Source organism: Halochromatium sp. (assembly GCF_054919635.1).
In genome coordinates this window covers 1-6,889 of record NZ_JBUDPI010000201.1, presented here as the reverse complement: position 1 = coordinate 6,889, position 6,889 = coordinate 1, and the positions used below count along the sequence as shown (strand labels likewise).

Annotated in this window: 6 protein-coding genes; 2 read left to right on the top strand and 4 right to left on the bottom strand. The window is 61.4% G+C overall.

Features of this window, described 5'->3' with window-relative positions; translation table 11 throughout:
- From ACY693_RS12360 to ACY693_RS12345, 4 genes are all read right to left on the bottom strand, one after another.
- On the bottom strand, window positions 1-1,115 hold a 1,115-nt coding region (locus ACY693_RS12360), incomplete at its 3' end, for a SpoVR family protein (RefSeq protein ID WP_462322130.1).
- A 12-nt stretch (window positions 1,116-1,127) separates the two neighbouring features.
- Window positions 1,128-2,399: a YeaH/YhbH family protein gene (locus ACY693_RS12355; protein WP_462322129.1), complete on the bottom strand. Its 1,272-nt coding sequence runs from the start codon at window positions 2,397-2,399 to the stop codon at window positions 1,128-1,130.
- Window positions 2,400-2,471: 72 nt separating this feature from the next.
- Window positions 2,472-4,394, bottom strand: coding sequence for a PrkA family serine protein kinase (locus tag ACY693_RS12350; RefSeq protein ID WP_462322128.1), 1,923 nt, complete (start codon window positions 4,392-4,394; stop codon window positions 2,472-2,474).
- 635 nt (window positions 4,395-5,029) lie between these two features.
- Window positions 5,030-5,296, bottom strand: a complete 267-nt coding sequence (locus ACY693_RS12345; protein WP_462322127.1) for a hypothetical protein — start codon at window positions 5,294-5,296, stop codon at window positions 5,030-5,032.
- 163 nt (window positions 5,297-5,459) lie between these two features.
- On the opposite strand from ACY693_RS12345, the gene ACY693_RS12340 reads away from it, so the two are divergent.
- The gene (locus ACY693_RS12340; RefSeq protein ID WP_462322126.1) at window positions 5,460-6,479 is read left to right on the top strand and encodes a cache domain-containing protein; all 1,020 of its coding nucleotides are present in this window, start codon (window positions 5,460-5,462) and stop codon (window positions 6,477-6,479) included.
- A partial coding sequence (locus ACY693_RS12335) for an IS110 family transposase (RefSeq protein WP_462322125.1) occupies window positions 6,428-6,889 on the top strand: 462 nt, incomplete at its 3' end. The genes ACY693_RS12340 and ACY693_RS12335, both read left to right, overlap by 52 nt.

The following is a 6,889-nucleotide window of genomic DNA, read 5'->3' as shown; positions in this document are numbered from 1 at the left end:
TTGCGCATCGCAAAGTCGAGCACCTGGAGCCAGTCTTGCCCGGCCATATCCGGGAACCAGTAGCGATCCTCGTCGGTGGGCTCCTCACAGATGCGTCGAATGTCGCGCATCATCGCAAAACCCAAGGCATAGGGGTTGATACCGCTGTAGTAAGGCGAGTCGAAGGGGGGCTGATAGACGACGTTGGTGTGCGACTGCAACACCTCGATCATGAAGCCATCCCCGACGAACCCCTGGTCATAGAGGCGATTCAGTAGCGTGTAATGCCAGAACGTCGCCCAGCCCTCGTTCATCACCTGGGTCTGGCGCTGTGGGTAAAAGTACTGCGCAACCTTGCGCACGATGCGAACGATCTCACGCTGCCAAGGCTCGAGCAGCGGCGCATTCTTCTCGATGAAGTAGAGCAGGTTCTCCTGCGGCTCCGCCGGATAGCGCCGCTCATCCAGACGCCCCTCTTCCTTATCTGTCACGGGCAAGGTCCGCCAGAGGTCATTGACCTGCGATTGCAGATAGGCCTCACGCTCGGCCTGACGACGCTTCTCTTCCGACATCGACAAGGGCGATGGCCGCCGGTAGCGATCGACTCCGTAGTTCATCAGCGCATGGCAGGAGTCGAGCAGCAGCTCGACCTCCTCGGTTCCGTAGCGCTCTTCGCACTCAGCGATATAGTTTCGCGCGAAGACCAGGTAGTCGATGATCGCATCGGCACTGGTCCAGGTTTGGAAGAGATAGTTGCCCTTAAAGAAGCTATTGTGCCCGTAGCAGGCATGGGCAATGACTAACGCCTGCATCGGCAATGTATTCTCTTCCATGAGATAGGCGATGCAGGGATCAGAATTGATCACGATCTCATAGGCCAGCCCCATCTGGCCGCGCCGATAGGTCTGCTCGGTCGCAACAAACTGTTTGCCGTAAGACCAGTGATGGTAGTTGATCGGCAGCCCAACTGAGGAATAGGCATCGATCATCTGCTCCGAGGAGATCACTTCGACCTGGTTGGCATAGGTGTCGAGCCCGAATTCCTCGTGGGCGACCCGGGCGATCTCTTTGTCAAAGCGCTTCAGCAGTGGAAAGGTCCACTCTGAGCCTTCAGAGATGATCTGGTTGCTTGCCATAACGATCTAAGACTAAGCCTCTTGGCGTTTAAAGAGCTCGCGGAAGACCGGGAAGATGTCGTCGGCGCCGTTGATCTCTTCCATTGCAAAGTGTGAGAACATCGCCTTCACATCCTGATAGGCATACCAAAGGCTTTGGTGCTGCCGCGGGGTGATCTCGACATAGGCGTAATAGCGAATCAGCGGCATCAGATTCTGAACCAGGAGGTCCCGACAGATGCTCGAATCAGAGTCCCAATTATCGCCGTCCGAGGCCTGAGCGGCATAGATGTTCCAGGTCTCCGAGTCGTAGCGGTCGCGAATCACCTCATAGGCGAGCTGCAGCGCACTCGAGACCACGGTCCCGCCGGTCTCGCGGGAGTAGAAGAACTCCTGCTCGTCGACCTCTTGAGCAATGGTGTGATGGCGGATAAAGACGACGTCGATCTTGTCGTAGTTTCGCTGCAGGAACAGGTAGAGCAGGATGAAGAAGCGCTTAGCGAGATTCTTGCGCACCTGATCCATCGAGCCTGACACATCCATGATGCAGAGCATCACCGCCTTGCTGGTCGGCTCCGGCTGCTTGGTGAACGACTGATAGCGCAGATCGAAGGTGTCGATGAAAGGCAAGGCCGCGATTCGGGTCTTGAGCCGATCGATCTCCTCGCGCAGGGCCGTGATCTGGGCGTCGGTCTCCTCGACGCCGGACGCCAAGAGCCTGGCCAGCTCTTCCTCCAGCTCGCGAATCCGACCGCGATAAGGCGCACCCAAGGCCGTGCGGCGAGCGATGGCACCGCGCAACGAGCGCACGACATCGATGTTGGTCGGCGCCCCCTCGGTCGCATAGCCAGCGCGCACCGTCTTGAACTCGGTGGTGCCGACAAGCTGATTGCGGACAAGATTGGGGAGCTCGAGATCATCGAACAGCAGATCGAGGAATTCCTCGCGCGAGAGCTCGAAGACGAAATCGTCCTCGCCGGCCCCGCCCCGACCGGCGCGCCCTTGCCCGGCACCCTGACCTTGACCACCCTCTGGGCGCTGCACCCGATCCCCGGCCTCGAACTCCTTGTTGCCAGGGTGGACCATATCGCGCTGACCACCGGAGCCGTGATGGAACTGCGGCTCCGAGATGTCCTTGGATGGGATACCCACCTGCTCACCACCATCGATGTCGGTGATGCTCCGGCGATTCACGGCCTCGGACGCAGCCCGCTTGAGCTGTGTCTTGTAACGCCGCAAGAACCGCTGCCGATTGACAGTGCTCTTGTTCTTGCTATTGAGCCGGCGGTCGATGAAATGAGACATAGACAGGCATTTGATTCCGGTTGCTCGTCCGCCGTTGGCGCGCTTGGTCTGCGCGCCGGCGGACACCTTGACCTACTGCGACTTGCGCACGCGCAGATACCATTCGGAGAGGAGACGCACCTGCTTGGGTGTATACCCCTTCTCGACCATCCGGTCGACGAACTGCTCGTGCTTCTTCTTTTCGTCGCTCGACGCCTTAGTGTTGAACGAGATCACCGGCAGCAGCTCCTCGGTGTTCGAGAACATCTTCTTCTCGATCACCACCCGCAGCTTCTCGTAGCTGGTCCAACGCGGGTTGGCACCATTGTTGTTGGCCCGCGCCCGCAGCACAAAGTTGACGATCTCGTTGCGGAAGTCCTTCGGATTCGAGATGCCGGCCGGCTTTTCGATCTTCTCCAGCTCCTCATTCAGCGAGCCACGGTCCATCATCTCACCGGTATCCGGGTCACGGTACTCCTGATCCTGAATCCAGTAGTCGGCATAGGTCACATAACGGTCGAAGATGTTCTGCCCGTACTCGGCATAGGACTCGAGGTAGGCGGTCTGCAGCTCCTTGCCGATAAACTCGGCATAGCGCGGCGCCAGGTACTGCTTGAGGAACCCGAAGTAGCGGTCCTGGACCTCTTGCGGCAGATGCTCGCGCACGATCTGCTTCTCGAGCACGTAAAGGAGATGCACCGGGTTGGCAGCAACCTCCGTGTGATCGAAATTGAACACCTGCGACAGGATCTTGAACGCGAAGCGCGTCGAGATCCCGGACATGCCCTCATCAACCCCCGCGTAATCGCGGTACTCCTGGACCGACTTGGCCTTCGGATCGGTGTCCTTGAGGTTCTCGCCATCGTAGACGCGCATCTTCGAAAAGATGCTCGAGTTCTCCGGCTCCTTCAGCCGCGTCAACACCGAGAACTGGGCCATCATCTCGAGCGTGCCCGGTGCGCAAGGCGCCTGGTTCAGCGAGCTGTGACGCAGCAGCTTGTCGTAGATCTGCTTCTCCTCGGTCACGCGCAGGCAATACGGCACCTTGACGATGAAGACGCGATCGAGGAAGGCCTCGTTGTTCTTGTTGTTGCGGAACGACTGCCACTCCGACTCGTTACTATGCGCCAGGATGATGCCCTGGAACGGGAGCGCCGACAGGCCTTCGGTGGCGTTGTAATTACCTTCCTGGGTCGCGGTGAGCAATGGATGCAGCACCTTGATCGGCGCCTTGAACATCTCGACGAATTCCATCAGGCCCTGATTGGCCCGACAGAGCGCGCCCGAGTAGCTATAGGCATCGGCATCGTTCTGCGCATAGTGCTCGAGCTGGCGGATATCGACCTTGCCGACCAGTGCCGAGATGTCTTGGTTGTTCTCGTCGCCCGGCTCGGTCTTGGCGACCGCAACCTGCTCGAGGATCGACGGATAGAGCTTGACGACGCGGAACTTGGTGATATCGCCGTTGTACTCCTGCAGCCGCTTCACCGCCCAAGGCGACATGATGTTGCGCAGGCAGCGCGCCGGGATGCCGTAGTCCTCGTCCAGGATCTTGCCGTCCTCCTCGGGCGAGAATAGCCCGAGCGGCGATTCGAACACCGGCGAGCCTTTGATCGCGTAGAAGGGGATCTGCTGCATCAGCTCCTTGAGCTTCTCGGCCAGCGATGACTTGCCACCCCCGACAGGGCCGAGGAGGTAGAGGATCTGCTTCTTCTCCTCGAGCCCCTGCGCCGCGTGCTTGAGGTAGGAGACGAGGTGCTCGATCGCCTCCTCCATCCCGTAGAAGTCCGAAAAGGCCGGATAGCGTTTGATGACCTTGTTCTGGAAGATTCGGCTCAGTCGCGGATCGTTATGGGTATCGATCAGCTCGGGCTCGCCGATCGCCGCCAACAGGCGCTCAGCAGACCCCGCATAGGCCATCGGGTCGCTTTTGCACAGCTCCAGATACTCTTGAAGGCTCATGTCTTCCTCGCGGGAAGACTCATATCTGGCCTGGTAGCGCTCAAAGATCGACATTCAGGATACCTCGCTCGGAAGTCACGATCGGGAGGCGCTGCCTGAACGCGCGGCTTGCTGAGCCACTGCGCTGACGCGCCCGTTAGTCTGTTCGTTCGGCCTTGGGACTTGGGACTTGGTCAGAGATGAACGCCCAAAGCCTGTTATGCAAGCTCCTCTTTGCTCACGCGCTCACAGCCCAAAGGGCTGCAACGGTTGGTCAATCGGGGATCGAGCTAGCCGGTTTGCCGCCGGCGCAGGACTGACATCTCGCAGCACACCAGACCCGACCGCGGAGCTGCCGTTGGCAAACCATTACCGCCTCTTACAGCCTCTGCAATCTCTGCGCCACGCGTCAATGTCGCGCGGTGACAGCGAGGCTCCGCAGCCGATGATGCCAGCTTCAGGTGCCCTTGCGTCAAGTTATCGCACCAAACCGGTGCGAAACCAAGACCACCGAGCCAGTCGCTCACCCCGTCGCCTACCTATGCGGTCAGCGCTAATCCCTCAACGACCCAGGGTTAGACAGTCGGCATCGCCCAGGTTCAGAGCGCCAGGTTCAGGGCGCCAGGTTCAGGGCGCCAGGTTCAGGGCGCCTGGTTCAGGGCGCCTGGTTCAGGGCGATAGCGCCGCGGCTCGAGGGATCGGCGCCCGCACTACTCTGGGTCCAGCAGCAGGAAGCAGATCAGCGTCGTCACCAACCCAATCGTGACCAGGCAACTGACACCACCGCACACCAGAAGCAGCGCCGCAGCCGCCGCCCAGGCATAGAGACAGGACGTCCGATTGCGCCGGTAAATGCGCGTCCGCTTGCGCTCCTGAAAGGCGCGATAGTCCGAGCGTCCAGCGCAGAGCCAATCGAGCGCCCGTCTCGGCCAATCGCTGAGCGGGACTCGCGTCGGGGGTCGTCGGGTCGGTGCCATAGAGGTTACCTTAGCAGTCAGGGCTGGTAGGCTCAGACCGGCGTCGGCCGCTCCTCAGGTCGTCAATGGCGATCGAATAGGCCGCACCCAAGTATCAACCTCGATGTTCGCTTCAGGAGCAGATAGACCGCTATCGTCCAAAATGACCCAAGCGCTCGTCTCGATGCGGACTGTTCCCCTGCAGCGGCGTTTGCTGCGAAACCTGCTCGCCGTCTTGCTGCCACTGGGTCTTGTGGTCACGGCGACCGCCATGTTCGCCACCCGCATGGCGGCCGAGGACATGGCCCGCTCCCTCACCCGTCAAAGCATTAAGCAGACCAGCGACGAGCTCGAGCTCTACTTCGCCTCCATCGACCGGCTGCTCGGCGCGACCCGCGACTGGGCGCGGTCGGGGCTGCTCGGCTTCGATGAGGTTGACCAGCTGCGCCGTTTGATGCAGCCCTTGCTCGCCAACGAGCCACAGGTCTCGTCCTTCCTGCTCGCCGATGAGCAGGGTCATGAGCTGATGCTGTTGCAGACCCACCAGGGCTGGCGACTGCGCCAGACCGATCCCGCACAGCCAGGCGAGGCCCGCTGGCTCGCCTGGCAAGGTGACCCAGCGGCGCCAGCAACCGTCAGCGTCAAACCAACCGATATCGATCCACGTCAGCGTCCATGGTTCTCGGGCGCGATCAAGGCTGAGGGTGCCCAGGGCAACCCCCAGGTGCACTGGACTGGTCCCTATGAGCTCATGACCACCGGGGAGTCAGGCATCACCGCATCGATTGCCAGCCGCGGGCCGGGCGGCGAGCGGCAGGTGGTCGCACTCGACGTATTGCTCCTCGACATCACGCGCTTCACCCGCGATCTAGCCCTGTCCGAGCGCGGCGGCGTCATCGTCCTCGACGACCAGGCACAGCTGATCGGTCTTCCCCCTGATCCGCGCCTCAGCAAGCTCGACGCCCGGGAGCAGCGCCTGCCCCAGGACCGCTCCGCTGGCAGCGCCAGCGATCACGCCTGGCCACCGCTGAGCGACGCCGAGACGGCTTTCTCCCGTGCCGATGAGGCGACCCAGCTCATCCGCTTCCGCAGCGAGGGCAAGGCCTGTTGGGGCGCTCGCAAGCCCTTTCCGCTCGGTCCTGAGCAGCGCCTGTGGATCGAGGTCCTGGTCCCAGAATCCGAGCTACTCGATGGGCCTATCTAAAATCGCAGAAGAACGACACGGTTGACGCCGAGGCCATCGCCGAGGCGGCGAGCCGCCCGACGGTGCGCGAGCGCGCGGTGGCGATCGAGCCCGAGGAGCGCCAGACCCTGCAGCTGCTGCACCGCCAACGCAGCGGCTGGATCGGCGAGCGCACGGCGCTGGGCAATCGCATTCGCGCCATGCTGTTGGAGTTCGGCATCGTCCTGCCGCAACGCCTCAGCCGGCTGCGTGCGGGCTTGCCCGAGGTGCTCGAAGACGGCGACAACGGGCTGCCGGATCGTCTGCGGGCGCTGCTCCACGATCTGTATGCGGATCTCAAACGCCTGGATGCGCGCATTGAAGCGTTGAACGCGGAGTTGACGACCTTCGCGCGCGAAGACCCGCTGATGCAGCTGCTGTTGACCATTCCC